Origin of the sequence: Amycolatopsis sp. cg5 (genome assembly GCF_041346955.1) — a bacterium.
GTDB lineage: Bacteria > Actinomycetota > Actinomycetes > Mycobacteriales > Pseudonocardiaceae > Amycolatopsis.
In genome coordinates this window covers 7,687,518-7,711,926 of the sequence record NZ_CP166849.1, presented here as the reverse complement: position 1 = coordinate 7,711,926, position 24,409 = coordinate 7,687,518, and the positions used below count along the sequence as shown (strand labels likewise).

Annotated in this window: 22 protein-coding genes, 1 tRNA gene and 1 pseudogene; 14 read left to right on the top strand and 10 right to left on the bottom strand. The window is 69.0% G+C overall.

The window, feature by feature from the left end:
• Window positions 1-70 precede the first annotated feature (70 nt).
• The 4 genes from AB5J62_RS34830 to AB5J62_RS34815 all read right to left on the bottom strand — a co-directional run bounded on the left by AB5J62_RS34830 (window position 71) and on the right by AB5J62_RS34815 (window position 3,055).
• Window positions 71-808, bottom strand: a complete 738-nt coding sequence (locus AB5J62_RS34830) for a hypothetical protein (protein ID WP_370944247.1) — start codon at window positions 806-808, stop codon at window positions 71-73.
• Between the two features lie 186 nt (window positions 809-994).
• Window positions 995-1,067 (bottom strand) — tRNA-Arg (locus AB5J62_RS34825).
• A 79-nt stretch (window positions 1,068-1,146) separates the two neighbouring features.
• On the bottom strand, window positions 1,147-2,205 hold the full coding sequence (locus AB5J62_RS34820) for a hypothetical protein (protein ID WP_370944246.1): 1,059 nt from the start codon (window positions 2,203-2,205) through the stop codon (window positions 1,147-1,149).
• A 22-nt stretch (window positions 2,206-2,227) separates the two neighbouring features.
• On the bottom strand, window positions 2,228-3,055 hold the full coding sequence (locus AB5J62_RS34815; protein WP_370944245.1) for an SDR family oxidoreductase: 828 nt from the start codon (window positions 3,053-3,055) through the stop codon (window positions 2,228-2,230).
• A gap of 97 nt (window positions 3,056-3,152) precedes the next feature.
• On the opposite strand from AB5J62_RS34815, the gene AB5J62_RS34810 reads away from it, so the two are divergent.
• From AB5J62_RS34810 to AB5J62_RS34800, 3 genes are all read left to right on the top strand, one after another.
• On the top strand, window positions 3,153-3,563 hold the full coding sequence (locus AB5J62_RS34810) for a MarR family winged helix-turn-helix transcriptional regulator (protein WP_370944244.1): 411 nt from the start codon (window positions 3,153-3,155) through the stop codon (window positions 3,561-3,563).
• Between the two features lie 9 nt (window positions 3,564-3,572).
• Window positions 3,573-4,130: a GNAT family N-acetyltransferase gene (locus AB5J62_RS34805; RefSeq protein WP_370944243.1), complete on the top strand. Its 558-nt coding sequence runs from the start codon at window positions 3,573-3,575 to the stop codon at window positions 4,128-4,130.
• Window positions 4,131-4,283: 153 nt separating this feature from the next.
• Window positions 4,284-5,207, top strand: coding sequence for a cation diffusion facilitator family transporter (locus tag AB5J62_RS34800; protein ID WP_370944242.1), 924 nt, complete (start codon window positions 4,284-4,286; stop codon window positions 5,205-5,207).
• A 110-nt stretch (window positions 5,208-5,317) separates the two neighbouring features.
• Here AB5J62_RS34800 and AB5J62_RS34795 read toward each other — a convergent pair whose 3' ends face one another.
• The 3 genes from AB5J62_RS34795 to AB5J62_RS34785 all read right to left on the bottom strand — a co-directional run bounded on the left by AB5J62_RS34795 (window position 5,318) and on the right by AB5J62_RS34785 (window position 7,553).
• Window positions 5,318-6,010, bottom strand: coding sequence for a DUF305 domain-containing protein (locus AB5J62_RS34795; protein WP_370950415.1), 693 nt, complete (start codon window positions 6,008-6,010; stop codon window positions 5,318-5,320).
• Between the two features lie 5 nt (window positions 6,011-6,015).
• Window positions 6,016-6,864, bottom strand: coding sequence for a DUF3105 domain-containing protein (locus tag AB5J62_RS34790; protein WP_370944241.1), 849 nt, complete (start codon window positions 6,862-6,864; stop codon window positions 6,016-6,018).
• 83 nt (window positions 6,865-6,947) lie between these two features.
• A complete protein-coding gene (locus AB5J62_RS34785) occupies window positions 6,948-7,553 on the bottom strand; it encodes a DUF3105 domain-containing protein (protein WP_370950414.1) in 606 nt (201 codons plus the stop codon).
• Between the two features lie 90 nt (window positions 7,554-7,643).
• Between AB5J62_RS34785 and argS the strand changes: the two genes are divergently transcribed.
• From argS to rho, 6 genes are all read left to right on the top strand, one after another.
• A complete protein-coding gene (gene argS / locus AB5J62_RS34780) occupies window positions 7,644-9,299 on the top strand; it encodes an arginine--tRNA ligase (protein WP_370944240.1) in 1,656 nt (551 codons plus the stop codon).
• A 6-nt stretch (window positions 9,300-9,305) separates the two neighbouring features.
• Window positions 9,306-10,739, top strand: coding sequence for a diaminopimelate decarboxylase (lysA, locus tag AB5J62_RS34775; protein WP_370944239.1), 1,434 nt, complete (start codon window positions 9,306-9,308; stop codon window positions 10,737-10,739).
• A gap of 3 nt (window positions 10,740-10,742) precedes the next feature.
• The gene (locus AB5J62_RS34770; RefSeq protein ID WP_370944238.1) at window positions 10,743-12,047 is read left to right on the top strand and encodes a homoserine dehydrogenase; all 1,305 of its coding nucleotides are present in this window, start codon (window positions 10,743-10,745) and stop codon (window positions 12,045-12,047) included.
• Window positions 12,044-13,105: a threonine synthase gene (gene thrC, locus AB5J62_RS34765; protein ID WP_370944237.1), complete on the top strand. Its 1,062-nt coding sequence runs from the start codon at window positions 12,044-12,046 to the stop codon at window positions 13,103-13,105. Before AB5J62_RS34770 ends, thrC begins: the two co-directional genes overlap by 4 nt.
• A 160-nt stretch (window positions 13,106-13,265) precedes the next feature.
• The gene (gene thrB / locus AB5J62_RS34760) at window positions 13,266-14,144 is read left to right on the top strand and encodes a homoserine kinase (protein ID WP_370944236.1); all 879 of its coding nucleotides are present in this window, start codon (window positions 13,266-13,268) and stop codon (window positions 14,142-14,144) included.
• Window positions 14,145-14,465: 321 nt separating this feature from the next.
• On the top strand, window positions 14,466-16,487 hold the full coding sequence (rho, locus tag AB5J62_RS34755) for a transcription termination factor Rho (protein ID WP_370944235.1): 2,022 nt from the start codon (window positions 14,466-14,468) through the stop codon (window positions 16,485-16,487).
• Window positions 16,488-16,619: 132 nt separating this feature from the next.
• On the opposite strand, the gene AB5J62_RS34750 is transcribed toward rho, so the two are convergent.
• A complete protein-coding gene (locus tag AB5J62_RS34750; RefSeq protein WP_370944234.1) occupies window positions 16,620-17,159 on the bottom strand; it encodes a CHAP domain-containing protein in 540 nt (179 codons plus the stop codon).
• 229 nt (window positions 17,160-17,388) lie between these two features.
• Here AB5J62_RS34750 and rpmE point away from each other — a divergent pair, with 229 nt between their 5' ends.
• The 3 genes from rpmE to prmC all read left to right on the top strand — a co-directional run bounded on the left by rpmE (window position 17,389) and on the right by prmC (window position 19,755).
• Window positions 17,389-17,619 (top strand): 50S ribosomal protein L31, encoded by a 231-nt coding sequence (gene rpmE / locus AB5J62_RS34745; protein ID WP_370944233.1) that lies wholly within the window; start codon window positions 17,389-17,391, stop codon window positions 17,617-17,619.
• 79 nt (window positions 17,620-17,698) lie between these two features.
• Complete coding sequence (gene prfA, locus AB5J62_RS34740) at window positions 17,699-18,769, top strand: peptide chain release factor 1 (RefSeq protein WP_370944232.1); 1,071 nt, start codon at window positions 17,699-17,701, stop codon at window positions 18,767-18,769.
• A 116-nt stretch (window positions 18,770-18,885) separates the two neighbouring features.
• The gene (gene prmC, locus AB5J62_RS34735; protein WP_370944231.1) at window positions 18,886-19,755 is read left to right on the top strand and encodes a peptide chain release factor N(5)-glutamine methyltransferase; all 870 of its coding nucleotides are present in this window, start codon (window positions 18,886-18,888) and stop codon (window positions 19,753-19,755) included.
• A gap of 69 nt (window positions 19,756-19,824) precedes the next feature.
• Here the strand turns inward: prmC and AB5J62_RS34730 are convergent, their stop codons facing one another.
• Window positions 19,825-20,709 carry an endonuclease domain-containing protein gene (locus AB5J62_RS34730; RefSeq protein WP_370944230.1) on the bottom strand — a complete coding sequence of 295 codons (885 nt, stop codon included), beginning with the start codon at window positions 20,707-20,709 and terminating at the stop codon, window positions 19,825-19,827.
• A 241-nt stretch (window positions 20,710-20,950) separates the two neighbouring features.
• On the opposite strand from AB5J62_RS34730, the gene AB5J62_RS34725 reads away from it, so the two are divergent.
• Window positions 20,951-21,601 (top strand): L-threonylcarbamoyladenylate synthase, encoded by a 651-nt coding sequence (locus AB5J62_RS34725; protein WP_370944229.1) that lies wholly within the window; start codon window positions 20,951-20,953, stop codon window positions 21,599-21,601.
• The gene (locus AB5J62_RS34720; protein WP_370944228.1) at window positions 21,598-22,746 is read left to right on the top strand and encodes a glycosyltransferase family 4 protein; all 1,149 of its coding nucleotides are present in this window, start codon (window positions 21,598-21,600) and stop codon (window positions 22,744-22,746) included. The genes AB5J62_RS34725 and AB5J62_RS34720 overlap by 4 nt, the downstream gene beginning before the upstream one ends.
• A 311-nt stretch (window positions 22,747-23,057) precedes the next feature.
• On the opposite strand, the pseudogene AB5J62_RS34715 reads toward AB5J62_RS34720, so the two are convergent.
• Window positions 23,058-24,290: pseudogene (locus AB5J62_RS34715) on the bottom strand (BTAD domain-containing putative transcriptional regulator); the annotation flags it as partial.
• Window positions 24,291-24,409: the final 119 nt, after the last annotated feature.

Below are 24,409 nucleotides of genomic sequence, written 5' to 3'. Positions count from 1 at the left end.
ACGTCGGCAAGATCGCGTATGCGCCGAACGCGAGCTCCGACCAGACCGTGCGATGCCGATTTCCGCCGGGTCATTGGGGCTGGGGCCAGGCGAGCGAGCCCCAGTCGTTCAGCTCCGCCGCGCGGGTGCTGACGGTGTTCGAACCGGGGTCGAGGTAGCGGCAGGAGATGGCTGTCTTGTAGATCGGCCCGGCGCCAGAGGAACGCGTCCGCAGACCGGGGGCGAGCTCGAACCGTTGGTGTTCGGGCATATCGCAGGCCACGTACTCGGTTTTGGCCTGGTACCGGAGAGTCTTCTCCAGCTCGTCGCGGACGATCGGCCCGGCGGGCAGCTCGGCCTTGTACGAGATGGAGCCTCGTTCGGTGCGGCCGTCGGTGATCCCGGAGCCGACGAACTCGATGTTGCGCAGGACGTAGTCGTAGTTCTCGCCGAGGTACGTCACCGTGCAGGTCGCCGTGGTGGTGGAACGGGCGTTGAAGGCGGGGCACGACGCTTTCGCCCCGGGGTCGACCCGCTGGGCGAACCGGGTCACCTTGTCCAGCGCCTCCCAGGCGAGCTTGTCGCGCACGGGCGCCGAGTCCGCGGGCTTGGGCGGCAGGCCGCTGAGGTCGTTCTTGACGTCCGCCGGGATCTCCGCACGGCGCAACGTCGAAAGGTCGACCGCTGGTGCGGTGCTGGTGGGCGCGGTGCTCACCGGCGGCGTCGACGGGACGCGCGAGGGCGGTGGAGCGGCCGGGCTGCCACACGCGGCGGCGAGCAGAAGCAGCGCGGTGCCTGCGATCGTGCCCGCACGGGTCACGCCGGTCATGTCCGTTCCTCTCCCACTGACCCTGGGGATGGCGGTTCGTCCGGGAAAAAACCTAGCACGGAAAACGGTTTCGTCCGGCGGTATCAGGCAGGAGCGCTTTCCCGCGCCGGAGTGCGGAAACAGACAGGCGGCTGATGCTCACACCTTGAAGGTGTCTTCGAGCGCCAGCCGCCTGTCTGTGTTATGTGCCCTCGGCAGGATTCGAACCTGCGACACCTGCCTCCGGAGGGCAGTGCTCTATCCCCTGAGCTACGAGGGCTGGGCCGCCGTGCGACATATCGCCGTGCGACTTGAGAGAAGCCTAGCGTATGGCCCCTTCGGGTCGCACGGCGGTTTCCCTAACCTGCCGCCGGCCTGCCGATGGGGCTGTGACCAGGCGTTCTGATCCTGGTCGCCGCCGTGCCCAGTCCGCTGGGCGTGCCCGGCGTCACCCGTTTGCGTTCCCACGACGCGGGGCGGTAGCGGGCGGTCTCCAGGTGCCATTGGTAGTCGCCCGCGAGCCAGTCGCGCAGGCCGTTCAGGTAGCGCAGGGTCGTCGTCGCGGAGATCCCGGCGTCGGTCAGGAACGCCGGGATCTCGCTCTCGGCGAGGTGCTCGAAAAGCGCGAGCCGGGCGTCGAGAAGCTGCTGGGTGCGAACTGTCGCCTCTGGTAGGCCGGTGCCCAGAAACGTTTGCGTGACAACGACATTGTTGTTCAGCTCGTGTTCGTACTCGGTCTCGCGGCGATAGGAGACGAGGTCGTTGTGGAGATCGATCACGTCAGCGAAAGCGTCGTGGAGACGGGTGAGCACGCTGGACGCCAGCAGGGCGGGTGGCAGTTCGACGTTCAGCAGGTGCTCGACGAGCTGCGCCGCCCAGCCCGCTCCGCCCGACAGGCGGCGCATCTGGAGGTAGTCGACCGGTTCCGGAGGGCGGCCTTGGACGAGGTTCGCGATCTCCCAAAGCGCGTCTTCGAAGAGATTCGGCACGAGCGCGGCCATTCGGGTGCGCCAGGCCGGGTCGCGCTTCGCGGTGGTGCGGGACCAGAGGTCCGCCAGGCCGCGCTCGACCGGATTCGTTGGTGTGGGCGGGTTTTCGCGCAGCAGAGCCGGTAGGCGCGAGAGGTACGCGCGGGCGCCGGCGAGGTCGCGGGTGCGCTTGAAGCGTTCCATGACCAGGTCGTCGAGGTACCAGGACCAGAGGTACCAGCAGGTCACCAGTTCGAGGCCGGCGCCGCGGGCGTCCGGGTGGACGAGCGCGGCGAACGACGCGAAGTCGAAGTCGGGCAGATCCTGCTCGTCCCAGACGTCAGGCTCGGGGATACCGGTCCCGCGTGCCCAGGCCGCCGATCGGGCGCGGGCGCGCGCGACGTCGGGGCTGCGGCGGGGCGGGTAGGGCGGCGGCAGGTCGAAGCGCACCCGTCGAGCATGGCCGAAAGGGTCAGGCGACCCAAGCGCCGGTGAGCTTCTGGACGGCGGAACCATCCAGATCGGTCAACTTGAGGCCGGTGAAGTCCTTGGCCCACTGCGAGGTCTGGATACGGAACGCGGGCGACTCGTCGGTCATCGCCTTGAGGATCACCTCGGCGACCTCGTCGGGAGTCTGGGCCGCCGAGAAGGACGCCATGGTCCGCGAGACGTAGTTGCGGAACTGGTCGCCGTACGGACCGGCGGCCTCGACGGCGGTGTCGATGTCGAGGCCGACGTTGTTCACGAACTCCGTGGCGACCGCGCCCGGCTCGATCACGCTGACCGTGACGCCCTGGCCGGCGGCGAGCGGGGCGAGGCTCTCCATCATGCCTTCGACGGCGAACTTCGCGGCGCAGTAGGCCTCGTTGAAGGGCTGGCCGACGATGCCGCCGACGCTGGTGACCGTGAGCACGCGGCCGCCGGTGGCGCGCAGCGCGGGCATGACGAGCTTGGTCAGCTGGACGACGCCGAAGAAGTTGACCTCCATCGTCTTGCGGAAGTTCTCGATGCTGTCCTGCTCGACCGTGCCGACGTGGCCCGCGCCCGCGTTGTTGACGAGCACGTCGATGCGGCCGTGGTCGGCGAGGATCGAGGCGATGACGGCGGACGGGTCTTCGGTGACGTCGAGCGCGCGGATGTCGAGTTCGACGCCCGCTTCGGCCGCCGCGGCGCGGAGTTTCCCGGCGCGGGAGAGGTCGCGGAGGGTGGCGACCGTGCGGTAGCCGGCCTTCGCGGCCTGGACGGCCGTGGCGAGGCCGATGCCCGAGGAGGTGCCGGTGATCAGTGCGACGCGGGTCATGAGAAGTCCTTCATGTCGATGATGGTTCATGGAGTGAACAAAAAGACTATAACCATGGATGGTTCATGGAGTCAACTAATGACCTACACTCTTCGGTATGACGGAGGACAAGGTCACCGGCGAGGTGATCGCGCTGCTGGGGCGCATCGTGGAGCGGTTCACCAAGGACTACGAGTCCGCCGCCGGTGCGCAGGACCTCACGACCGTGCAGGCGAAGGTGCTCGCCGCGCTCGTCGAGCCGATGCCCATGCATCGCATCGCCGAAAAACTCGGTTCCGAACGGTCGAACGTGACAGGCATCATCGACCGGTTGGAAGCGCGCGGTCTCGTCGAGCGGCACGCGGACACGCGGGACCGCCGCATCAAGAACATCGTCGCCACCGAGACGGGCCGTGAGCTCGCCGGGAACTTCAGGCGGTCGCTGAGTTTCGCCGCGGAGCCGTTGGCCGCGCTGACGCCCGACGATCGCGTGAAGCTGCGCGACCTGCTGGAGCGCATGATCGATTAGGGGGCCCGGATGCACATCTTCCTGGAGACGGAGCGGCTCACGCTGCGCCGGTTCACCGCCGGCGACGTCGACAACCTGGTCGGGCTCGACGGCGACCCGGACGTCATGCGTTACCTCACCGGTGGCAAGCCGACGTCGTTCGAAGACATCCGAGATGACTTTCTGCCTGCTTTTCTGAGCTATTACGACCGTTTCGACGGCTATGGATTCTGGGCCGTGATCGAGAAGGCGACCGGGGAGTTCCTCGGCTGGTTCCACTTCTGCCCGCAGGCCTCCGACGCGCCGGATGACGTCGAACTCGGCTATCGGCTGCGCAAGTCCGCCTGGGGCAAGGGGTACGGCAGCGAGGGGTCGCGCGCCCTGATCGACAAGGGATTCACCGAGTTCGGTGTGCGCCGCGTCTACGCGCAGACGATGGCGGTCAACATCGGCTCGCGGCGCGTGATGGAGAAGTGTGGGCTGCGATTTGTGAAAACATTTCATCTTGACTGGCCTGACCCGATTCCGGGCACGGAACACGGTGAAGTCGAGTACGCGATCACCCGCGAGGAGTGGGCTGCCCGCTGATCACCTTCCGCAGTTTGAGAAAGCTCGGTTGGGGGATAACGGGCTCTGCGTGTTCCGCGTTACCTTTCCGGAGTAGTTAGGCTCACCTGCATTGCACATATGCGCATGTGACTATATATTCGGTCGGGCGAGGTGAGCACAGGAAGGCGCGCAATGGGACACGGGCACGGTCATGGTCAGACGATCGCGGTGGGGGAGAGCGCGTCGAGCCGTCACCTGAGGGCGTTGACGATCTCGCTGTTCGTGGGCGCCACGTTCATGGTCCTCGAGTTCGTGGTCGGCTTCGCGACCTCGTCGCTGGCGTTGATCTCCGACGCCGCGCACATGTTCACCGACGTGCTCGGCGTCGGCATGGCGCTCGCCGCGATCATGGTCGCGCGCCGCTCCAAGGCCACGTTCAGCCGCACGTTCGGCCTCTACCGCGCCGAGGTGCTGGCCGCGCTCGGCAACGCGATCCTGCTGTTCGGCGTCGCGGGCTACGTGCTGTTCGAGGCCATCGGCCGGATCAGCGACCCGCCCGAGGTGCCCGGCCTGCCGGTGCTGCTCGCGGCGACCGCGGGTCTCATCGCCAACCTGGTCTCGTTCGCGCTGCTGCGCTCGGGCGCCGAGGAGAGCATCAACGTCCGCGGCGCGTACCTCGAAGTGCTCGCCGACCTGATCGGCTCGGTCGGCGTGCTGATCAGCGGCGCGCTCACGCTGCTCACCGGCTGGCGCTACGCGGACCCGATCATCGGTGTCGCGATCGGCCTGTTCGTGCTGCCCCGCACCTACGCGCTCGCCAGGCGCGCGCTGCGGATCCTGTTCCAGCACGCGCCCCAGGGCGTCGACGTCGGCGAGATCAGCGCCGAACTCGCCGCGCTGCCCGGTGTCGCCGACGTCCACGACCTGCACGTCTGGACGCTGACCTCGGGCATGGAGGTCGCGTCGGCGCACCTGACGGTCAACACCGAGGCCGAGCAGTCGACGGTCCTCACGGCCGCGCAGAACCTGCTGTCGTCGCGCTACTCGATCGAGCACGCGACCCTGCAGGTCGAGGCGCCCCACTGCGCCAAGCGCTGCGAGCAACTCCCCTGGTGACCCGGCTAAAAAAATCCCAATGTGGCATTGGTCAGCTTTGAGCACGCCAATGTGGCTTTCGTCAGCTGCAAACTGACGAAAGCCACATTGGGATTTTTTAAGCCGGGGGGCTAGGAGGCGGGCAGAGGCTGGGCCCCCTTGGCCGCCAGCATCTGGGTCATCAGGGTCATTTCGGAGCCCTGGGCCTTGAGGATGCTCGACGTGAGCAGCTGGACCGCGTTGTTCTTCGAGTGGTCCTTGGCGTACTGGGCCATGGAGGTGCCGCCCTGGTGGTGCCGGAGCATCAGCTGCAGGAAGTAGACGTCCATCTCCTGGCCCTTCAGAGAACGCAGGCGAGCCAGCTCGGCCGAAGTCGCCATGCCCGGCATCACCGCGTCACCGGCCGAGACCGGGGCGCCGTGCTGGTGCCCGGCCATCGGCTCGGTCATCCAGGTCATGTACGCGCCGGTCGCCTGCTCGGGCTTGTCCCAGAGCATGAGCCAGCCCTTCATACGGCCGACCTGCTCGGTCTGCGAGGTCTCGATGTCGAACGCGAGCTGCTTGACCGCGCCGTCCGCCGAGTTGTCGCGGGCCCAGTTGGCCATGGTGACCGCCTGCAGGTGGTGCACCGACATGTCCTGCGCGAAGCCGACCTCGACCGAACCCGCGTCGGGGGTCGAGCTGGTCGGGCCGCCGAGCACGTTGGACAGGAACACCCCGATGCTGACGCCGACCAGCAGGACCGCCAGCAGCGCGCCGCCGATGATCACCACCCGGGACCACGCGGGCCGCTCGGGTGATGACTCCTCGGTGTGCTCCTCCAGCGAGGTCACTGACCAGCCGGTGCGGACGAAGACGGGGCGGCTGGCGTCGACGGTGCCGGCGGCTGGCCGTTCTCACCCTGGGCGCCCTGCGTGCCCGCGTAGTCCATCGGCTTGGCGTCGGGGCCGGGCTTCGACGGGTCGAACGGCGGCGGGTTGTCGATGTCGAACTGCGGGTTGTCGCAGGTCGCGCCGACCTCGGGGTAGACGTTCGGGTTGCTGCGCAGTGCCGCGACGAACTGGTCGATGCGCGGGTCGTCGCTCTTGTCGAGCTTCAGCTGGTGGCCCCAGGACTGCAGCGAGATCGGCTTGTCGAGGCCGGGATACGGCGAAAGCATGGTGAACGGCTTGCCCTGCACGCGGACTTCCAGGGCCTTGAGCGCGTCGCCGGAGACCTGGTCGGGGTTGTAGGCGATCCAGATCGCGCCGTGCTCGAGCCCGTGGACCATGTTCTCGGTGCGCACGGCCTTCGGGTAGACGACGCCGGTGCAGGCCGCCCACGACTGGTCGTGCGGGCCACCGAAGGCGGGCGTCTGGTCATAGGCGACGCGCTCGGTCGGCAGCACGTGGACGGTGCCCTTGTAGTCCTTCTTGATGACGCCCTCGATCTTGCCGGAGGGGTCGGGGTTGTCCTTGGTGGGCGCGAACGCCGCCGCGGCCTCCTCACGCGCCTTCTGGTCACGCTTGGGCGCGGACTGCACCAGGTAGTAGCCGAGCACCGCGCCTGCCAGCGCGATCACGCCGATCACCGCGATGATGGTGCCCCACGGTGCGCCCTTCTTGGACACGACGGAACTGCGGGTCGCCTTAACCACATTCTTCTTAGGCGTGTTCTTCTTAGTTGCCCCGTTAGCCATGGCTCCCGCGTTCTCTTCAGGTCAGTGTCTGCCGCAGGCCAGTTTAGGCACGGCTTGCGAGGTGCCTGTGAAGAAGCCCCATATCACTTCGGCGGTACGGCGTCCGCTCCCGGTGGCGAAGGGTCGAACGGCGGCGGGTTGTCGACGTCGAACTGCGGGCTGTCGCACGGGGCGCCGACCTCGAAATACGTGTTCGGGTTGGTCCGCAGCGCGACGATGAACTGGCCGATGCGCGGGTCGTCCGCGGTGTCGACCTTCAGCTGGTGCTCCCACGACTGCAGCGAGATCGGCTTGTCCAGTCCGGGGTACGGCGAGAGCAGCATGTACGGCTTGCCGTCGACGCGGGCTTTCAGCGCCTCGAGCGCGTCGCCGGAGACCTGGTCGGGGTTGTAGGCGATCCAGACCGCGCCGTGCTCCAGCGAGTGGACCATGTGCTCCGTGCGCACCGCCTTCGTGTAGACGGCGCCGTTGCACGCCGCCCAGACCGGGTCGTGCTTGCCGCCGAACGGGGGGAGGTGGTCGTAGGCGACCCGCTGACCGGGGAGGATGTGCAAGCCCTCGGCCTTCTCCGTCACCACGCCCGGTATCCGCTTGGACGGATCCCGGTCCGCCGCGCTCGGCGCGAAGTCCGCGGCCGGGTCGGGCAGCGCCTTCCCCGCTATCGCGGTCGAACACCCGGTCACCAGCAACGTCGCCCCGATGATGATCGGAATCACCCGCACCCGGTCCGCCTCCACCCTTGTCTTGGCCGGTCAACCCACACCCATAGAATTCCGCAGGTGACTCCCGCAGCTCTCGCCGACCTGGTCCGCAGTTCCGCCGTGCAGGTTCTCGCCGCACGTGGCATCGACGATGCCATCCTGCCGGAGCAGGTGACGATCGAGCGCCCGCGCAACCCGGAGCACGGAGACTACGCGACGAACCTCGCGATGCAGGTCGGCAAGAAGGCCGGGATGAATCCGCGTGACTTCGCGGTCGAGCTGGCCAAGGTGCTGGCCGACGCCGACGGCATCGACGCGGCCGACGTCGCGGGCCCCGGCTTCCTGAACCTCCGCCTCGCCGCCGACGCACAGGGCGAGGTCATCAGCCAGGTCCTTTCCGCCGGTGACGGCTACGGCCTCGGCGACGCGCTCGACGGCGTCAAGATCAACCTCGAGTTCGTCTCGGCCAACCCGACCGGCCCGATCCACCTCGGCGGCACCCGCTGGGCCGCCGTCGGCGACGCGCTCGGCCGCATGCTGAGCGCGCAGGGCGCCGCGGTGACCCGCGAGTACTACTTCAACGATCACGGCGCGCAGATCGACCGGTTCGCCCGCTCGCTCATCGCCGCTGCCAAGGGCGAGCCCGCCCCCGAGGACGGCTACGCGGGCGGCTACATCTCCGATATCGCCGCCGAGGTCATCCGCCAGGAGCCCAGCGCGCTCTCGCTGCCCGAAGCCGAGAGCCAGGAGACGTTCCGCCGGATCGGCATCGACCTGATGTTCGCCGAGATCAAGCAGAGCCTGCACGACTTCGGCACCGACTTCGACGTCTACTTCCACGAGAACTCGCTGCACGAGAACGGCGAGGTCGCCAGGCTCGTCGCCGAGCTCAAGGACAACGGCAAGCTCTACCAGGAGGACGGCGCCTGGTGGCTGCGCTCGTCCGACTACGGCGACGACAAGGACCGCGTCGTCATCAAGGGCGACGGCAACCCCGCCTACATCGCGGGCGACATCGCCTACTTCCACGACAAGCGCAGCCGCGGCTTCGACCTGTGCATCTACATGCTCGGCGCGGACCACCACGGCTACATCGCGCGCCTCAAGGCCGCCGCGGCCGCGTTCGGCGACGACCCGAGCGTCGTCGAGGTGCTCATCGGGCAGATGGTGAACCTGGTCAGCGAGGGCAAGCCGGTCCGGATGAGCAAGCGCGCGGGCACGGTCATCACGATGGAGGACCTCGTCGGCGCGGTCGGCGTGGACGCCGCGCGCTACGAGCTGATCCGCTACTCGGTGGACTCGGCGCTGGACGTCGACCTCGACCTGCTTCGCAAGCACACCAACGACAATCCGGTCTACTACGTGCAGTACGCGCACGCGCGCCTTTCGTCGCTGCAGCGCAACGCCGCCGACCTCGGCCTCAAGTTCGGCGCCGACGCCGACTTCGGCCTGCTCACCCACCAGCGCGAGGGCGAGCTGATCCGCACGATCGGCGAGTACCCGACGATCGTGCGCAAGTCCGCGGAACTGCGTGAACCGCACCGCGTCGCGCGCTACCTCGAGAACCTCGCCGCCGCCTACCACAAGTTCTATGCCGAAGCGCGCGTGCTGCCGATGGGCGACGAAGAGGCGACCCCTCTGACCTTCGCCAGGCTCGCGCTGTGCGAAGCCGCCCGACAGGTGCTCGCCAACGGTCTTTCCCTGCTCGGTGTCTCCGCCCCGGAACGGATGTAACAAGAAATGGCCCACCCCGCAGGCCCGCGTCACGCCGACGTCTACCCGCACGCCGACGCGTCCGGGTTCCCGCCGACCAGCGCCGCCGAACTCGACCACCTGTACCCGAAAGTCTGGCCCCGCAACACTTATCGCGCGCCCGACGGCGTTGTGCGGATCGCCGGCGTCGATGTCCGCGAGCTCGCCGAGACCTACGGCACGCCGCTGTTCGTCGTCGACGAGGCCGACTTCAAGTCGCGCTGCGCCGAGTACGCCGAGGCCTTCGACGACCCGTCGCTCGTGCACTACGCGTCCAAGGCGTTCCTGTCGGTGGAGATCGCCCGCTGGGTCGCCGCGCAGGGGCTGAGCCTGGACGTCTGCAGCGGCGGCGAGCTCTCGGTCGCGCAGCGCGCGGAGTTCCCGCCGGAGCGGATCACGTTGCACGGCAACAACAAGTCGATCGAAGAGCTGGAGATGGCGGTCGACGCGGGCGTCGGCACCATCGTGCTCGACTCGTACTACGAGATCGCCAGGCTGGCCGAGGTCGCCGCCAAGCGCGAGGTCGTCCAGCCGGTGCTCATCCGCGTGACGGTCGGCGTCGAGGCGCACACCCACGAGTTCATCGCGACCGCGCACGAGGACCAGAAGTTCGGCTTCTCGCTGGCTTCCGGTGACGCGGCCGAGGCCGTGCGCCGCACGCTCAACGCGCCTTCGCTCAAGCTCATCGGCCTGCACAGCCACATCGGCTCGCAGATCTTCGACGCCGACGGCTTCGAGGTGGCCGCGCGCCGCGTGGTCGGCCTGCTCGCCGAGCTCGCCAAGGAGCACGGCGACGCGCTGCTCGAGCAGATGTCCATTGTGGACCTCGGCGGTGGTTTCGGTATCGCGTACACCGAAAAGGACAACCCGCCGCCGCCGGCGCAGATGATCACCCAGATCAGGGAGATCGTCCGCAAGGAATGCTCCTACGCCGGGCTTCCGGTGCCGAAGATCGCCGGTGAGCCGGGCCGCGCGATCGCCGGTCCCGGCACGATCACGCTGTACGAGGTCGGCACCACCAAGGACGTCACGCTCGGCGACCACAAGGCGCGCCGGTACGTCAGCGTCGACGGCGGCATGAGCGACAACATCCGCACCTCGCTCTACGACGCCGTCTACGACTGCCGTCTCGTCTCGCGGTCGAGCGACGACGGCGGCACGACGCCCGCGGTCGCGGCGCTTTCCCGAGTGGTGGGAAAACACTGTGAATCCGGCGACATCGTCGTACGAGACTGCTGGTTGCCCGACACGCTGGCTCCCGGCGACCTGCTGGCGGTCGCGGCCACCGGCGCCTATTGCTACTCGATGGCGAGCAACTACAACCGGCAGCCGCGCCCAGCCGTGGTCGCCGTCCGCAACGGCAGCGCCCGGCTGCTGCTGCGGCGTGAGACCACAGACGACATGCTGCGCCTGGAGGTGTAGGTCTTGTCCACAAAGGACACAGTGAGAGTCGCCCTGCTCGGCTGCGGGACGGTCGGCGGTGAGGTCGCCCGCCTGCTCACCGAGCAGGCCGCCGAGCTCGCCGCGCGCGCGGGCGCGCGCCTCGAGATCGCCGGTATCGCCGTGCGGCGCCCCGACAAGCACCCCGAGCTGCCGCAGGAACTGCTCACGGCCGACGTCACCGGGCTCGTCACGCGCGAGGACGTCGACGTGGTCGTCGAGCTGGTCGGCGGCATCGAGCCGGTGCGCGGCTGGCTGATCGACGCGCTCAAGGCCGGTAAATCCGTTGTCACGGCGAACAAAGCGCTGCTCGCCGACCACTCGGCCGAGCTGTTCGAGGCCGCCGACGCGTCCGGTGTGGACCTGTACTTCGAGGCCGCCGTCGCCGGCGCGATCCCGTTGCTGCGGCCGCTGCGCGAGTCGCTCGCCGGTGACCGCATCACCCGGGTGATGGGCATCGTCAACGGCACCACGAACTTCATCCTCTCGGCGATGGACGCCACGGGCGCCGGCTACGCCGAGACACTCGACGAGGCCAGCAGGCTCGGGTACGCCGAGGCCGACCCGACCGCGGACGTCGACGGCTACGACGCCGCTTCGAAGGCCGCGATCCTTGCCTCCCTTGCCTTCCACACCCGCGTCACGGCCGCGGACGTGCACCGCGAGGGCATCGCGGACGTCACCGCGTCCGACATCGCGGCGGCGCGGGCGCTCGGCCGGACGGTCAAGCTGCTCTGCATCTGCGAGCGGGTGACCGACGACGACGGTGTCGAGTCGGTCGCGGTGCGCGTGCACCCGGTGATGATCCCGTTGTCGCATCAGCTTTCCGGCGTCAACGGCGCCTTCAACGCCGTCTACGTCGAAGCCGACGCGGCAGGCGAGCTGATGTTCTACGGCCAGGGCGCCGGTGGCGCGCCGACCGCGAGCGCCGTGCTCGGCGATCTCGTCGCGGTGGCCAGGAACCTGGTGCTCGGCGGGCGTGGCCCGCGTGAGTCGGCGCACGCCGCGCTGCCGGTGCGGCCGATGGGCCAGACGCCGACGCGGTACCACCTGAGCCTCTACGTCGCCGACGTCGCGGGCGTGCTCGCGCAGGTGGCGCAGGTGTTCGCCGACCACGGCGTGAGCATCGCCGCGGTGCGGCAGAGCGATTCCAAGGACTCGGCCAGCCTGGTCGTGATCACCCACCTGGCGACCGACGCGGCGCTCAAGTCCACTGTGGACCAGATCGCCAAACTCGACGTCGTGCACGAGGTGGTCAGCGTGATGCGTGTGGAAGGCGAAGACCAGTGACGACGCAAGCTTGGCCAGGAATCATCGAGGCGTACTCCTCGCGGATCCCGATCCCCGACGGCGCGAAGGTCGTCACGCTGGGGGAGGGCAACACGCCGCTGCTGCCCGCGCCGCACCTGTCCGGGCTGACCGGCTGCTCGGTGTACCTCAAGGTCGAGGGCGCGAACCCGACCGGCTCGTTCAAGGACCGCGGGATGACCGTGGCGATCACGCACGCGCTCGCGAGCGGCCTGCAGGCGGTCATCTGCGCGTCCACCGGCAACACCTCGGCCTCGGCCGCCGCGTACGCCGCGCGCGCCGGGCTCACCTGCGCGGTGCTGGTGCCCCAGGGCAAGATCGCGATGGGCAAGCTAGCCCAGGCGGTCTTGCACGGCGCCAGGATCCTCCAGGTCGACGGCAACTTCGACGACTGCCTGGAGCTCGCGCGCAAGACCGCCGCCGACTACCCGGTCACCCTCGTCAACTCCGTCAACCCGGTCCGCATCGCGGGCCAGAAGACCGCCGCGTTCGAGATCTGCGACGTGCTCGGCGAAGCGCCGGAGTTCCACTGCCTGCCCGTCGGCAACGCGGGCAATATCACGGCTTACTGGGCCGGATACCGCGAATACGCGAACGACGGTGTGGTGAAGAACACGCCGCGCATGTTCGGTTTCCAGGCCGCCGGCGCGGCGCCGCTCGTACTTGGTGAACCGGTCACCGAACCCGACACGATCGCCACCGCGATCCGCATCGGCAGCCCGGCCTCGTGGACCGCCGCGGTCAAGGCCCGCGACGAGTCCGACGGCCTGTTCGACGCCGTCACCGACGACAAGATCCTTGAGGCGTACCGGTTGCTGGCACGCAAGGAGGGCGTCTTCGTCGAGCCAGCCTCGGCCACCAGCGTCGCAGGCCTGCTGCGCACGGCCGCCGACGGCCGGATCCCCTCGGGCTCCACGGTGGTCTGCACGGTCACCGGCCACGGCCTCAAGGACCCCGCCACCGCGCTGGAAGGCAACGTCGAGGTCGAACCCCTCGCCGTCGACCCCGGAGCCGTCGCCGCCGCCCTGGACCTGCGATGACCCCCTCGTTTTTGTCCCAATGCGTCTTTCGGTCCGTGCGAGGGACCGAAGGACGCATTGGGGTGCTGGCAGGGACCGAAGGACGCATTGGGGTGCTGGCAGGGACCGAAGGACGCATTCGGCAGCTGCCACGGACCGAAGGACGCATTGGGGCAAGGTCATGAGCTTTCGGGTGACCGTCCCGGCCTCGAGCGCCAACCTGGGCCCCGGCTTCGACGCGTTCGGGCTGGCCCTGGGCTTGTACGACGTCGTTGAGGTCGAGGTCACCGAGAGCGGACTCGACATCGACGTGATCGACGCGGGCGCCGGCGGTGTCGAGGACGTCCCGCGCGACGAATCGCACCTGGTCGTGCGCGCGATCAGGCGAACCTGCGAGCACCTCGGGGTGAAAACGCCGGGCCTGCGCCTGGTGTGCCGCAACGCGATCCCGCACGCCCGCGGTCTCGGGTCGTCGGCCGCCGCGGTGGTCACCGGGATCGCCGCCGCGTACGCGATCGCCGAGGTTCCACTGAACGACGACGCGCTTCAACTCGCGGCGGAATTCGAGGGGCACGCCGACAATGTGGCCGCCAGCCTGTACGGCGGTCTCGTGCTCGCGTGGACGGAAGGTAAACGTTTCCACGCCGAGAGGTTGACGGCGCATCCGTCGATCAGGCCGCTGCTGGCGGTGCCCGCGGTCCGCTCGTCCACGGAGGCCACGCGTGGCCTCCTACCTGGGCATGTGCCGCACGTGGACGCCGCTTTCAACCTCGGGCGGGCCGCGCTGGCGGTGCTCGCGCTCACCGAGCGGACGGAGCTGCTGCTGCCCGGCTCGGAAGACCGGCTGCATCAGGATTACCGCTCCTCGGCGTACCCGGAGAGCGCCCGGCTGGTCCGTGAGCTGCGGGCTTCCGGGGTCGCCGCGTCGATCTCCGGCGCCGGCCCGACCGTGCTGGCGCTCACCCTGGACGGAATAACGCCGCGTACGATCGGTGTTGAAGGTTTCGACGTCACCGAACTCCCGGTGGACACGCGCGGTGTGCAGGTTGCGGCTCAGTAACCTCGCACGCCACGCGGGGGGTGGTTGTTGCACCCGGCCCGGGGGCGGTCTACCCTCGGGGGCGTTCGATCACCGTGCGTTTCCGCACCCGGGTTCGATTCCGTGCTGCTCCTGGGGTCGGTGACGAATCTCGCGTGCTCCATTTGGAGGCACGTAAACCCCCGTGCTGGTGGCGCTTTCGCCGCGACGCGCACGTCTAGGCTGCGATCGCCTGCATCGGGTCCCTGTTCGTTGGGGAAATATGAATGTCGTTTCGCAATCACAGAGCGAACGGCAGTCCGCTGATCCACTGGAGGCGTGGATCGGTCAGGAAGGACATGTGTGAGCAACACCGATCTTTTGAGCGGCGACGTGGAAACAGCGGCTGCTGCCAATGGCAGCGCGGCCCCGAAACGCCGCACCGGGGGACTTTCCGGCATGGTCATCGCCGAGCTGCGTCAGCTCGCCGGTGAGCTGGGCCTGAGCGAAACCACGGGCATGCGCAAGGGAGACCTGATCGCGGCCATCCGTGAGCGCCAGGGCAAGTCCAAGCGCCGCGGCACCGCCGACGGCGAAACGCTGCCCCTGGAGGGGATCGACGTAGGCAAGCCCGCCGCGAAGGCCCCGAAGGCGGCCGCGGTGGCGAAGGCCGAGAAGCCGGTCGAGAAGGCCGAAAAGCCCGCGAAGGCGCCGGTCGCCGAGGCTCCGGCCCCGGTTCAGGAGCCCGCTCCCCAGCAGGAGAGCGCGCCGCAGGCCGAAGGCCAGCAGCAGCAGGCTCCCGAGGAAGGCGGCCGCAGCCGTCGCCGCCGCGGCTCCAACCGCGCGCAGGGCAGCCCGGACGGCGGCCAGCAGCGTGACCAGCAGCAGCGCGGTGACCAGCAGCGTGGCGGCGAGCAGCAGGGCTCCGGCTCCGGCGAGCAGCAGCAGCGCCGTAACGACCGCAACGAGCGGAACGACCGCGGCGACCGCGCCGAGCGGAACGACCGTGGCGACCGCAACGACCGCCAGGGCAACCGCGACGGCCGCAACCGCGACCAGCAGGACAACCGCGGCAACCGCAACCAGAACCAGTCCGAGCGTGGCCAGCAGGGCGGCAACCGCCCCGGTGACGACGACGAGGACGGCGACCGCAGGGGCCGTCGCTTCCGCGACCGCCGTCGCCGCGGCGCCGGTGGCGGCCGGGTCGAGGGCGGCTCGCCCGACACCGAGATCCGCGAGGACGACGTCCTGCTGCCCGTCGCGGGCATCCTGGACGTGCTGGACAACTACGCGTTCGTCCGCACCTCGGGCTACCTGGCCGGGCCGAACGACGTCTACGTCTCGCTCTCGCTGGTCCGCAAGTACGGCCTGCGCCGCGGTGACGCCATCACCGGCGTCGTCCGCCAGCCGCGTGACGGCGAGCAGCAGCGGCAGAAGTTCAACCCGCTGGTGCGCGTCGACTCGATCAACGGCCTGGAGTCGTCCGAGGCGAAGAACCGCCCCGACTTCACCAAGCTGACCCCGCTGTACCCGAACGAGCGCCTGCGCCTCGAGACCGAGTCGCACAAGCTCACCACCCGCGTCATCGACCTGGTGATGCCGGTCGGCAAGGGACAGCGCGCGCTGATCGTGTCGCCGCCGAAGGCCGGTAAGACCACGATCATGCAGGACATCGCGAACGCCATCGCGACGAACAACCCCGAGTGCCACCTGATGGTCGTCCTGGTCGACGAGCGTCCGGAAGAGGTCACCGACATGCAGCGGTCGGTGAAGGGCGAGGTCATCGCCTCCACCTTCGACCGCCCGCCGTCAGACCACACCTCGGTCGCCGAGTTGTCCATCGAGCGGGCCAAGCGCCTGGTCGAGATGGGCCTCGACGTGGTCGTCCTGCTCGACTCGATCACCCGTCTCGGCCGCGCCTACAACCTGGCGGCCCCGGCGTCCGGCCGGATCCTGTCCGGTGGTGTCGACTCGACCGCGCTCTTCCCGCCGAAGCGTTTCCTCGGCGCGGCGCGCAACATCGAGAACGGCGGCTCGCTCACGATCTTCGCCACCGCGATGGTCGAGACCGGCTCCACCGGTGACACGGTCATCTTCGAGGAGTTCAAGGGCACCGGTAACGCGGAGCTCAAGCTCGACCGCAAGATCGCCGAGCGGCGCGTGTTCCCCGCGGTGGACGTCAACCCGTCCGGTACCCGCAAGGAAGACCTGCTCCTCTCGCCGGACGAGCTGGCCGTCACCCACAAGCTGCACCGGGTGCTGCACGCGCTGGACTCGCAGCAGGCCATCGACCTGCTGATCTCGCGGCTGCGCAAGACCAAGACGAACATCGAGTTCCTCATGCAGGTCTCGAAGACCGCTCTCGGTTCGAACGACGAAGACTGAGTTTTCAGAATCGCTGGAAAGGCCCCGCCCGGAATTTCCGGGCGGGGCCTTTTCCGGATCTGGCGAAACCCCGAAAGTGGCTTTCGTCATATCTTATCTGACGAAAGCCACTTTCGGGGTTTCACCGGTGGGTCACTGGTGCGGGCGGGCCGCCGGGGTCCAGCCGCGGTAGTTGTTGAAGTAGTTCACGCTCGAGGCGTGGCCGATCTTGCCGCCGATGCTGGTGGCGTAGATGCCGCCGCTGCCGTCGGCGATGCCCACGTGGCCGTACGCGCTGATGTTCCAGTAGACGAACGAGCCCGCGGGCGGGGTGCCGGTGGTGTGCTTCGGGCTGGCGCCGTTCCAGTGCGCGTTCGCCGAGGCCCAGACGCCGGTGGTGCCGTAGGCGTTCTCGGCGGCCTTCTCGCAGAGGCCCTGCCAGGCGGTGCTGCCCAGGTGGTTCTTGTACCACTGGATCGCGCCTGCGGGGGTGCCGTCGGCGGCGCCCTGCACGGTGACCTCGGCGTCGGTGGTGAAGGTGCCCGCGGCCGGGTTGATGTCGGCCGCGGTGATCTCGGCGCCCTGGGGCGCGGCGCCCGCGATCGGGGCGATGGCGAGTGCCGAGACGGCGAGCGCGGCCACCGCGGCGGGCTTGACGAAGCGGGAAAGCAGGTTGTGAGTGGTGAGGGCCACGTCGACCGCCTTCTTCCTGTGCGTTGTCGGTGATTTTCGAACAACGCCAGACTCTCGGCGGGGAGTACAAAAACCGTACATGCGGGGCCGCCGGAGGTTGTACGGAATACCGGCGGGGTGGCCCGCGTTCCAGTCGTGGCCAGCGCGTCTGGCAGAATGACCCGCTGAAGTCCGGCTCCGGTTCACCCCGTGGAAAGTGGGGACCCGGCGGCCAACGAGAGAGGACACCATGAAGAGCGGTATTCACCCCGAGTACGTGGTCACCAATGTGACCTGTGGCTGCGGCTACACCTTCTCCACCCGTAGCACCAAGACGTCGGGCGACATCCACGTCGAGGTCTGCTCGAACTGCCACCCGTTCTACACCGGCAAGCAGAAGATTCTGGACACCGGTGGCCGGGTCGCGCGCTTCGAGGCTCGCTACGGCAAGCGGACGAAGAAGGCCGACGAAGCCAAGTAGCTTGCTCGACGGCGCCTACCCACCTTTGGGTAGGCGCCGTTTTGCTTGTGTCGGTGTCCAGTGAGAAAGGTGACAAAGGGTGGATTCGACTTCGCTCAAGGGTCTGCTCGAAGAGCACGCTGACCTGGAGAAACAACTCGCCGACCCGGGCGTGCACGCCGACCAGGGCCGCGCGCGCAAGCTGGGCCGCCGCTACGCCGAGCTGAGCCCGATCGTCAAGGCCGTCGGCGAGCTCGAAACGGCGCGCGAGGACCTCGCCGCGGCCAAGGAGTTCGCCGCCGAGGACGCCACCTTCGCCGCCGAGGCCGAGGAGATCGCCGCGCGCATCCCCGCGCTGGAGACCAAGCTCACCGAGCTGCTGCTGCCGCGCGACCCGTACGACGGCTCCGACGTCGTCATGGAGATCAAGTCCGGTGAAGGCGGTGAGGAGTCGGCGCTGTTCGCCGGCGACCTGCTGCGCATGTACCTGCGCTACGCCGAGCGGCACGGCTGGAAGGCCGAGGTGCTCGACTCGACCGACTCCGACCTGGGCGGCTTCAAGGACGTCACGGTCTCGATCAAGAGCAAGGCCGCGGCCGTCGACGGCGTCTGGTCCCGCCTGAAGTTCGAGGGCGGCGTGCACCGCGTTCAGCGCGTGCCGGCGACCGAGTCGCAGGGCCGCATCCACACGTCCGCGTCCGGCGTGCTGATCTACCCGGAGCCCGAGGACGTCGAGGTCGAGATCGACCCCAACGACCTGCGCATCGACGTGTTCCGCTCGTCGGGCCCCGGCGGCCAGAGCGTCAACACGACCGACTCCGCGGTCCGGATCACCCACCTCCCGACCGGCATCGTCGTGTCCTGCCAGAACGAGAAGTCCCAGATCCAGAACCGCGCCCGCGCGCTGCTGGTGCTGCAGGCCCGCCTGCAGGCCATCGCCGAGGAAGAGGCCGCCGCGAAGGCCTCGGACGCCCGCCGTTCGCAGGTCCGCACGGTCGACCGCTCCGAGCGCATCCGCACGTACAACTTCGCCGAGAACCGCATCGCCGACCACCGCGTCAACTACAAGGCGTACAACCTCGACCAGGTGCTCGACGGCGACCTCGACGGCGTGCTCGACGCCTTGGTCACGGCGGACCGCGAAGAGCGTCTCGCCTCCCACGCGGGCTAGTCGTGAGTGGTATTGCCGGTTCTAACCGGCAATACCACTCACGACCCCATTACCGCAGTTTCGCCGCCGAGATCGATACTCTGGACATCGACGGACCCGTAATCGAGAGGCGGACAGTGAAGCGGCAGCCCTTGCGCCTGGCGATCATCGAGGCGACCAGGATCCTGGAGGAAGCCGGTGTGTCGTCTCCTCGCTTCGACGCCGAACTGCTCGCCGCGCACGTGCTCGGCGTGGAGCGCAGCCGCCTGCCGATGATCCCGCTGGTCGACCCGCCGGTCGTCGACGCGATCGGCCAGCTCGTCGCGCAGCGCGCGAAGCGGGTGCCGTTGCAGCACCTGACCGGCTGGGCCGCGCTGGGGCACATCACCGTCGACGTCGGCGCCGGCGTCTTCATCCCGAGACCCGAGACCGAGCTACTGCTCGAATGGGGCCTGAAACTGTTGCGCGGCAGGGAATTCCCGGTCGTCGTCGACCTGTGCACCGGCTCGGGCGCGCTGGCGCTCGCGGTCGCGCACGCGGTGCCGGACGCGGTCGTCTACGCCGTCGACATCGACTCGCAGGCACTCGCCTGGGCCCGCCACAACGCCGACGCGCGCGCCGCCGAGGGCGACACCCCGATCCGGCTCTACTCCGGCGACATCGCCGACAGCACCCTCTTCGCCGAACTCGACGGCCTCGTCGACCTCGTTCTGTGCAACCCGCCCTACGTCCCCGAGGGCACCCCGGTCCCGCCGGAGGTCTCCGACTACGACCCGGCGCGCGCCGTCTTCGCGGCCGAGAGCGGCTTGGCGGCCATCCGGCACGCGTTGGCCGTTTCGGCCCGCCTGCTGCGCCCTGGCGGTGGCCTGGCCATCGAACACGACGACACCCACGGCGCGGCCGTACCGGCGCTCGTACGGGCACGCAGGGTGCTCACCGACGTCGAAGGCCACCTCGACCTCACCGGCAGGCCCCGCTACGTCACCGCGAGGCGAGTCCAGGACTGAAAACCCGCGATAAAGCGGGCTTTACTCCCGGGGATAAAGCCCGCTTTATCCCCGGGAGTAAAGCGGGCTTTATCCCATGAGGGCGCGCACGTCGGCGACCACCTGGTCCGGGGTGTCACGCAGGTCCCTGGCCCGGTAGACGAGCACTCGCCAGCCCAGTGCGCGTAAACGCTCACGACGGGCCAGGTCTTTCGCGGGCTGGTCCTCGTCGTTGTGCCATTCGCCGTCGTACTCGACCGCGATGAGGTGCTCCGGATAGCCGAGATCGAGCCGGGCCTCGAAGCCGTCCGGGCACCTGACCACGAATTGGGGCTCTGGCGGCAGCCCGGCCAGCGTGAGGATCACCCGGTACTCGGACTCCGGTCGTGACTCCGCGCGGGCGTCACGCAACTCGAACGCCTCGCGCGCGAGAGCGATGCCCCGGTCCCGGCGGCCCCACAGGGTCGCGGCCACCTGGTCTTCGCTGACGAGCCCGGCCCGCAGCGCGCAGTCGAGGTCCGAGACCGCCGTCCGCAGGCACCTCGATCGCGACTGGGTCCGTGGGGTGTGCCTGAGCAGCAGGTCGAGCGCGAGCCGTTTCGGTGTGGCGAGCCTGATGCCTTGCCAAGGTTCGTAGTCACCGGCGGTGAGCGTCGTACGCCTGATGCGGAACTCGCGGACCGGGCCGAACCGGTCGGCCTCGGCCACGACGAACTCCACCGGATCGGTCGTGACGGCGAGGTCGAGCCCTCGGATGGCGGCGGCCGATCGGCCGGTCAGCACCGCGTGTGGCGGCGCGATGAGCGCGGCGGCGTGGCATTTGGTGACGTAGTCGAGCTGATCGCAGGACGGCATGTACACGTTGTGCAGCACTCGGCGGTAGAGCCCGCTGGACAGCTGCCGCCAGGTCAGCATCTCCTCGCCGATCGCTTCGGAACCGCGGAACAGGCCGCGGTGAGGTTGTCGTTCGTTCACCACCGCATCGTCACCCGGCACTCCGGCGCGGCCGCCCCGAAAACGGGCCGGTGGCCCTGGTTGTCCACACCCCCTCCGGTTATCCACGGATTCGCGTGGGCGTCTGGACAAGCCCCTGGCGATCGGCTATGGGGATAAAGCCCGCTTTACTCCGGGGAGTAAAGCGGGCTTTATCCCGGTCCTGGCTTGCGGACCCAAAGCCCGCTTCATCGTGGGTTCGCGACGGGGATAGGCTCCCGGCATGAGCTCGGTTTACGACTGCAGCCGCCGGGAATCACGGGCCGACGGCTTGGCGGCGGCGGCGGGCGCGGTGCGGTCAAGCCGCCTGGTCGTCCTGCCGACCGACACCGTGTACGGGATCGGCGCCGACGCGTTCGACGGCGGCGCGGTGCAATCGCTGCTGCGGGCCAAGAACCGCGGCCCCGACATGCCCGTCGGCGTGCTGGTCGGCTCCTGGTCCACAATAGACGGTCTGGTGCTCGGGGTGCCGCCGCAGGCGCGCGCGCTGATCGAGGCGTTCTGGCCGGGTGACCTGTCGATCGTGCTGCCGCACGCGCCGAGCCTGCAGTGGGACCTGGGGCAGTCGCGGGGCACGGTGATGCTGCGGATGCCGCTGCACCCGGTCGCGCTCGAACTGCTGCGTGACGTCGGCCCGATGGCCGTGTCCAGCGCCAACGTCTCCGGTCAGCCGCCCGCGTCGACCGTCGAGGAGGCGCAGGAGCAGCTCGGCGACTCCGTCTCGGTGTACCTCGACGGCGGCTCGTCCGGTGAGCCGGTGCCCTCGACCATGGTCGATCTGACCGGTGGTGACCCTGTCGTGCTGCGCGAAGGGGCGGTCAGCAAGGCCGCCGTCGCCGAGGTGCTCGGGATCCCGGCGGAATCGCTGGCATGAACGAAGGCCTCCCCATCAGGGAGTACCTGCTGGCCGCACTCACCGCCACGGTGGTGACCTTCCTGCTGACGGGCGTCGTCCGGCGGCTCGCCATCAAGGTCGGCGCCATCGCTAACCCGCGGGCCCGTGACGTGCACGTCACGCCGATCCCGCGGATGGGCGGTGTCGGCATCTACCTCGGCGTGCTCGGCGGGATGGCGCTCGCGCACCAGCTGCCGGTGCTGCGGCGCGGCTTCGAGTTCTCGTACGACTCGGTCGGCGTGCTGCTCGCCGCCGGCGTGATCGTGCTGATCGGCGCGCTCGACGACCGGTTCGAGCTCGACGCCTGGACCAAGCTCGCGGGCCAGGTCATGTGCGCGGGCATCCTGGTCATCTTCGGCCTGCAGTGGGTGCAGTTCTGGGTGCCGTGGGGCGGCGGCGCCGACTCGCTCGGCTCCGTGATCGTCCTCAACCAGACCCAGGGCGCGCTGCTGACGGTCATCATGGTCGTGGTCATGGTCAACGCGATGAACTTCGTCGACGGCCTCGACGGGCTCGCGAGCGGCCTCGGCTTCATCGCCGCCGCCGCGACCTGCGCGTTCTCGCTCGGCCTGCTCGGCAGCTCCGGCAACGCGGTCGAGGCCTACCCGCCCGCGCTGATCGCCGCGACGCTCGCCGGCGCGTGCCTCGGCTTCCTGCCGTACAACTTCCAGCCCGCGAAGATCTTCATGGGCGACTCCGGCTCGATGATGATCGGGCTGATGCTGGCGGCCGCCACCACGTCGGCGTCCGGCCGGGTCAGCTACACCCAGTTCGGCGCCTCGGACGCGCTCGCGCTGCTCTCGCCGCTGGTCGTGGTCGCGGCCGTGCTGTTCGTCCCGATGCTGGACCTGATCATGGCCGTCATCAGGCGCACGCGGCGCGGGGAGAGCCCGTTCGCGGCGGACAAGATGCACCTGCACCACCGGCTGCTCGAGATCGGCCACTCCCAGCGCCGCGCGGTGCTGCTCATCTACTTCTGGGCGGGGCTGCTCGCGTTCGGCGCCGTTTCGGTCACCTTGTTCGACAATCCGGCCGTGTTCTGGGTGTTCGGCTGCGGTTTGGTGATCGCGATCCTCGTCTCGGTCATCCCGAGGTTGAAGTCGCGGAACAACCCGGCGGCGTAGGACCGCAGCAGGTCGTGGAAGTGATAGCGGCCGGGCACCGACTGCTGGAGCAGGTGGGCGTCCACCAGGTTCTCGAGCATGGTCTCGGCCCGCCCCGGCGGCTGTTCGATGAGCGCGCCCGCGGTGTGCGGCTCGATGTCCTCGCCGGATTCGTTGCCCAGCAAGCGAAACAGTGACTTGTGAGCGGGCGCGAGGCGGTCGTAGGACAGCTTGAACGCGGTCGTGACGCTGATGTCGTCGGCACGAAGCTCGTCGAGAGGACGTCGCGCCCGCAGCCGCTGCGCGAGGTACGACACGGTCCACGCCTGCCGGTGCCGCAGCCGCGATCCCGCCAGCCGGACGGCGAGCGGCAGGTAGCCGCAGAGTTCGAGCACCTCGACGGTGGCCGCGGGCTCGTCGAGCGGACGGTCGTCGCCGACCGCCTGGCGGAACAGCGCGCGGGCGTCCTCGGGCGGCAGCATGCCGAGTTCGACCGCGGCCGCGTCGAGGTCGACGAGGCGAAGCCTGCTGGTGACGAGCGTCAGGCAGCCGGGCGAGCCGGGCAGCAGCGGCGCGATCTGACGGGTGTCCATGGCGTTGTCCAGCACGATCAGCGCGCGCCGGTTCTCAAGCCGCGCGCGCCAGAGCGCGGCGCGCTCGTCGAGTTCGCCGGGCAGCCGGTCCTCGCCGAGCGCCCGCAGCAGCTTTTCCAGCGCTGACATCGACGTCAGCGGCTCGTGGCCCGGGGTGTGGGCGCGCAGGTCGATAAAGAGCCTGGCGTCGGGAAAACGGTCGGACAGCCGGTGTGCCGCGTGGATCGCGAGCGCGGTCTTGCCCGCCCCCGCCATGCCGTTGATCGCCCAGACCGCTCCGGCGGGGATCGCGGTCAGCTTCGCGAGTTCGGCTTCCCTGCCGATGAAGGAACTCGTGTCGCGGGGCAGGCCGGATCGCGGCGTGAACCCGCGCGGCGCGGCGAGATCCTTGTCCTTGGCCTTGATCCGCTCGTGCAGCTCTCGCACCTCGTCGCCCGGTGCGACGCCGAGGTCGGTGCCGAGCCGGTCCGCGAGCCGCTGAAAGGCGGCGGACGCCTCCGCATGCTCCCCTGAGCGGTACAGCGCCAGGATGAGCTGGGCGGCCAGCCGCTCGCGCAGTGGATACTCCTGCGCCCATTTCGACAGCTCGCCGACAAGGGAACGGTGATTTCCCCGGGTCAATCCGAGTTCGACCCAGTCTTCGAACGCGGCGAGCCGCAGTTCGGTCAGTTTTGTGGTTTGCGGGCTCAACGCGGGGCAATCGAGACCGGCGAGTACCGGTCCTCGCCAGAGCGCGAGCGCGGATGCCAAATCCGAAAGTGCTTCCAATTCTTTCCAGTCGGCAAGATTTCGTCGTGCGCTTTCCAGCTTTCGAGTGAATACCAAGGCATCCAGGTGGTTTTCGGCGTTGATCCGATAGCCACCGGTGACAGCCTCGATCGGCGGCCCGGTCCGCGGCAATGCCCGCCGCAGGTCCGAAATCGCATTGCGTACCTGCTTGACGGCCGTCGCGGGCGGGCTCGTCTCCCACACGGCGTCGACCAGTCGCGCTATCGGCACCGATTCGCCGAAGCCGAGCAGGAGCGCGGCGAGCACCTTCTGCTGCTTCGGGCCACCGCACCCGATCGGACGACCGTCCTGCCGGACTTCGA